The sequence below is a fragment of the Microcystis sp. M31BS1 genome (assembly GCF_020245285.1).
GTDB classification, from domain to species: domain Bacteria; phylum Cyanobacteriota; class Cyanobacteriia; order Cyanobacteriales; family Microcystaceae; genus Microcystis; species Microcystis panniformis.
Genome location: NZ_JADBVE010000388.1, coordinates 1 through 4,783, shown reverse-complemented (window position 1 = coordinate 4,783; position 4,783 = coordinate 1). Strand labels below are relative to the sequence as shown.

Here is a 4,783-nt window from a genome sequence, read left to right as displayed (position 1 = left end):
TTATTAATCTTCCAACCGGCATGCATTATATCCGTGTTCGTCGTGTTTGGGCTACTGGTCTTACTGCTGCAAATATTTCTGCAGGTTATTAAGAGAAAATCAATGGCTACAGTTGTTGATAAATCAGGAAACAATCCGGGCAATCCTAATACAAATAATTGGACTGGGATTGATGCTCATCTTGAAACTTTGAATGAACTTCAAAGAGACTATTTTGCTAGTGGAGGAGCTTCTGATTTTTCAAGAACTTTGTTTGTTCTTGTTAACGCAGGTGCATGGCGTAGTGCTCTTGCTACAAACAATGCCGCTAATCTTACAACTGGTGTACTTGATCCTGCTCGCATTCCCGTAATTACTTCTGCAATACAGGTAATTTCGTCTGGTGATCTTACCGCTCTTACGGCTCCTCAGCAATCTCAAATTGTTGCTGGAGCTATTGTTACTACTACAGACGGAAATCGATGGATTTATACAGGATCAGGAAGTAAAACTCTTTCAACCTCGTATATTCAATTAGCTGACATTACTCCTGATTGGTCTGTTATTGCTAACAAACCTTCTTGGACTACGGCTCTAACAACTAATGCTCCGTCTGCTCTCGCCAATTCTCAAAATGGAACTATTGGAACTGGAACAGCCGCAGCAAAAGATGATCATCAACACCCTTATCCATTAGCTACTGTTAATACTCAAACCGGAACATCTTACACTCTTCAAAGTTCCGATCATGGTTTAACTGTTGAACTAAATAATGCTTCTCCAATTACGTTGACTGTGCCTTCTTTGTTTGCAGGCTTTAACTGCTCAATTGCTCAGATTGGAGCCGGACAAGTTACTATTGTTGCAGGAAGTGGAATGACTTTCCGTAATTCTGGTAATTCAACTAAGACTAGGGCTCAATGGTCTGAAGTAGCAATTCGTATTAGACCGGGTAATACAGAATTTATTGCTAGCGGTGATATGGCATAATATTTCTTTTAATATAAATAATTTTTGAAAGTTTATAATATGTCTTTTATTCCTACTAGAAAGCCTTTGATTGCATCAAAATTGTGGACACCTAATAGGCTTTTAACACTTGTAGGATGGTTCGACCCTAATGATTCCACAAAAATTTCTGTCACTGGAAATATTGTTAATTCTATAACTGATAAAGTTTCTTCCGTAGTATTGACAAGCTCTGGTTCACCGCAACTTGTTACTTTAGGTTCTAAACTTGGCATTCAATTTCTTGCTTCTAGTTCGCAATATCTGGAAAATGCTAATAGTCCAACTTCTTATGCTGCAAACAATGTTATAGATAATGGCGCTACTTCTCGTATAGTTGTAATATTAGCTCGTCGACTTGGATTAGGACAAGCATATAATCCTGGACTTTTTTATTATAATGAATTTTCTCCTGGTTTTAGAGGTCCAATCTCTGGCTTAGAAGCAGGTATGCTAGCTATATCAAGTCAAAATAATTGGAAAGCGTATGCTACTGCACCCGGTGCAACTGTTGTAGATACTACTAATCTTCATGTTTTGTCGTATCTGCAAGATGATCTAGGTGCAGAAATGTATCTAGATGGCTACTATCAAAATTTAGGAACTAATTCTGCTTGGAATAGTAATCCTAGTGCTCCTATTGGTATGGGTAGGCGTACTCCGCCGGCTGCAAATGACTATTTGGATGCAATTATCGGTGAAATTGTAGTTACGGCTTCGGTTAAGGCTAATAAAACTGTTGAACGACAAAAACTAGAAGGATACTTAGCTTGGCGATGGGGAATTCAATCAAGCTTACCTTCTAGTCATCCTCATTATTATTCTCCTCCAGTTTAATAGAAACATGTCTCGTGTATATAAAATAGAAAAAGGTGGACTGCACGAAAGATTTCAAAACTCTCGTGCTAAAGTTCAAATGTTTGGTGGTGGCTTCGGTAATGGTAAAACTACTGGAGCTATTATCAAGACGCTAAAAATTGCACGTGAATATCCTGGAGCTAATATCCTTATTGCGCGTTCTACTTATCCTAAGTTGAATGATACCATTCGGAAAGAATTTCTTAATTGGTGTCCTCCATCTTGGATTAAGCGTAAGAATCTTTCTCAAGATAATGTTGTTGAACTTGTTAACGGAACTGTAATTAACTTTCGTTACATTCAACAAGGCGGTAAGTCAGGAGAAAGCAGCACATCTAACTTGCTTTCAGCTACATATGATTTAGTTGTAGTTGATCAGGTTGAAGATCCTGAGATTGTTGAAAAAGATTTTCTTGATCTTCTCGGGCGTCTTCGTGGTCAAACAACCTATCAAGGTGATGATGATACGATGCCTTCAACTGGGCCTCGTTGGATGATTCTTATGTGTAACCCTACTCGTAATTGGGTTTATCGTAAGCTAGTTAAGCCTCTTCAAGATCTAGAAAATGGAATTTTCAATTCAGATCTACTTCGTGATGAAGAAACAGGTAAAGTAATTGTAGAATTGTTTGAAGGTTCTACTTACGAAAACAAAGAAAACCTTCCTGCTGACTTTATTAGCACTCAAGAAGCTGCATATAAAGGACAAATGCGAGAACGATTCCTCCTTGGTAAGTGGGGAGCTTATGAAGGCTTAGTTTATTCAGACTATGATCCATCAGTACATATGATAGATCATGAAATTATGCTTAATTATTTTGAGCAATTAGTTCAGTTTGGAAGCTACAATAACATACTGGAAGCCTATGATCATGGTATTGCTCAGCCAGCATGTTATGGTTTTTCTTTTACTGATCACAAAGGAAATGTTTTTGTTTTAGATGGATTCTACGAAAAAGAAAGAACCATTCAGCATTTAGCTTCTTTGATTAAAAACATACGAAAAACGTATGGATATTATGATCACAATATGGAATTAAATTCAGATGATGATCACATTAATTCTAGTATTCTTGCCGATCCGGCTGTGTTTAGACGAACATCGGGAAACAGTAAAACAGTAGGAACAACCGTAGCAGGACTTTTTGCGGATGAAGGCATACGCATGCGTCGAGCCAATAACGATATCTTGTCTGGTATTGCCAAGGTTCAAAGTTACCTGTATATTGATCCTGCCCATGAACACCCAATTTTTGAGCGATCAGGTGCCCCAAGACTATACATTTCAAAAAAGTGCACTTGGATTGATACAGAAATAGTTGATTATTATTGGAAGAAAAATAATATAACTGGCGAAAGTGAAGATCAACCAAATGATCGAAGTGATCACTCAATGGATATGATTAAGTATCTAATGACACATCGTCCTAAGATTGCATCTTTTAAGCAACCCAAACTTATTGTGCCATCTAAATATACTCGTTGGCGTGAACAAGATTCTGAGACTACACATAGTAGGAGACACCGTTATGCCTAAAAACAATATTCCTTCTGATCCTACGGAATCTGATCCTAGTCTCAATAATCCTGCTCTTGTTGAAAGTCTTCGCAAGTCTGGTATCGAAAGTGAAGTTGAAATGGAGGATGAAGGTCCTCTATTTAAAATGATGCCAGATACTAAAATTCCAGTTTCTAAATCACTGGGTAAACTTTGGCAGTCTCGTATTCAGCAAGGTCAAGGAGCTAAAGCTGATATTGAAACGTGTTGGTCTGAAGCTATTCGATATTACGAAAATGATCAAATGAATCATCGTAGTTCGAGTGCTGGAGGTCGTTCGGGAAACACACGTTTTGCTAGACAAATTCGTAGTCAGTGGACTGAAACCGAAAATGTTGTGTTTTCTAATGTAACTACTATGCTTCCTATGCTTTATGCTAAGAATCCTAGTGTAGAAATCACTCCTCTTAATACTGAAAAAAACCAAGATTTTGCTGTTTGCTGCGAACAACTTGTTAATGCTCTTTTGAGTATGAAAACTTCTCCCGGCATTAACATGAAGTCGAAAGCTAGACGAGGAATTCTTTGGGCTCTTCTTACTAACAGTGCTTATATTAAAGTAGGCTACACTAGTAAGCTAGATAGTAATGAACAAGCTTTAGAAGAACTTCAAGAACTGTCTAAAGAGTATAGTCAGACTAATCTTAAACAATGTGACATTAAAGAACTGGAAGGAAAGCTTACCGCTTTAACAGAAAAGGTTTCTGTGCTTGACCCTTCTGGCCCTTCTTTGAAGCTTGTATCTCCTTTTCGTTTGGTAATCGATCCTACTTCTATCGAACCTGATCATAGCGATGCTCAGTGGATTGCAGAATTTGATTTCCTGCAAACTGATTATCTAAATGCCGTTTATCTTAAAGAACAAGATGGAAATTACGTTTACATTTATGAACCAAGTCATGTTCTTAAGTCTGACAAAGAAGGCGGAGAAGGCGTTCAAAATGATGTAAACAACTTTTCTTTGTTTCAAAAAGATCCTCATCAAGAAGCAAAGAACTATGGATACGATTCTCAAGAACAATTTCGTAAAGCTTGTTACACCAAAGTTTGGTGGATTTGGGATAAAACAACAAGACGACTCTTTCTTTATGCTGATCAAAAGTGGGAGTGGCCTCTTTGGGTTTGGGACGATCCTTTGAAGCTTATTGAGTTTTTTCCTTATAAGCATCTTTGGTTCCATGAAACTGTTGAAGGAAGCCAACCTAAAGGAGAAGTTACTTATTATCTTGATCAACAAGACGCAATTAATGACATTAATTCGGACATTGCGCGAGCCCGTTCTTGGGCACGAAATAATGTATTGTATGATAAGAATCGTATTTCTCAGCAAGCGGTAGAAGATGTATTGCGTGGACCAGACGGAACTGCAAGAGGCATTGA

General features: G+C 37.8%; 4 protein-coding genes. All 4 read left to right on the top strand.

Features of this window, described 5'->3' with window-relative positions; all coding sequences use genetic code 11:
• The first annotated feature begins 102 nt into the window (after positions 1-102).
• Positions 103-969 (top strand): hypothetical protein, encoded by an 867-nt coding sequence (locus IM509_RS21655; protein WP_287633034.1) that lies wholly within the window; start codon positions 103-105, stop codon positions 967-969.
• 39 nt (positions 970-1,008) lie between these two features.
• Positions 1,009-1,824: a hypothetical protein gene (locus IM509_RS21650; protein ID WP_287633036.1), complete on the top strand. Its 816-nt coding sequence runs from the start codon at positions 1,009-1,011 to the stop codon at positions 1,822-1,824.
• Positions 1,825-1,831: 7 nt separating this feature from the next.
• Positions 1,832-3,382, top strand: a complete 1,551-nt coding sequence (locus tag IM509_RS21645; RefSeq protein ID WP_287633038.1) for a terminase large subunit domain-containing protein — start codon at positions 1,832-1,834, stop codon at positions 3,380-3,382.
• Positions 3,375-4,783: hypothetical protein (locus tag IM509_RS21640; protein WP_287717350.1), on the top strand; the 1,409-nt coding region annotated here is incomplete at its 3' end. The genes IM509_RS21645 and IM509_RS21640, both read left to right, overlap by 8 nt.